Genomic DNA, 614 nt, shown 5'->3' with positions numbered 1-614 from the left:
TGTCAGCCATATTAGCAGGAATCTTCGCTGGCATTGCTTTTAAGTGATAATTATTATCTCTGTCATGCAGAATTAGGTGACAGGGATCGTACAAGTATCAAAGAAAGGAAGAAAAATGACATGACCTATGATTTTATTACCAGTCGCGATCGTTTGGCCGACGGCTCAGCTAAATGGCGCCAAATGCGCGACAGTTACCCTGATTTACCAACAGATATCGTGCCCTTATCCGTAGCCGATACTGATTTACTTCATCCACCAGAGCTGATTGAGGGCTTGAAGAGTTATCTTGATACCATGGTTTTAGGTTACACTCAACCAACTGACAGCTATTATGAAGCCGTGATTAACTGGATGGCGCGCCGTCATCAGTGGCAGGTTGAAAAAGACTGGTTGGTTGTTTCACCGGGTATCGTGACGGCTCTTTACCATTCAGTGAAAGCCTTTACGGAGGTAGGCGAGGGAGTCCAGATTTTATCCCCTGTTTATTATCCTTTTAGAGCGGCCATTGAAAAGTCAGGTCGTGAGGTGATCGCCAGTTCTTTAGTCAATCAAAACGGTCACTACACCATTGATTTTGTGGACCTAGAAGCCAAAGCCAGCTTGCCTCAGAC

Annotated in this window: 1 protein-coding gene; it reads left to right on the top strand. The window is 45.1% G+C overall.

Annotated elements, in window-relative coordinates; genetic code table 11:
• Positions 1-120: 120 nt before the first annotated feature.
• The coding region (locus AC5KOD_RS02400; RefSeq protein ID WP_496912957.1) for an aminotransferase class I/II-fold pyridoxal phosphate-dependent enzyme at positions 121-614 on the top strand (494 nt) is incomplete at its 3' end.

The organism is Vagococcus sp. WN80Y (genome assembly GCF_059621045.1).
Note: the sequence above shows the minus strand (reverse complement) of the source record. Positions and strands in the feature narration are given on the sequence as shown.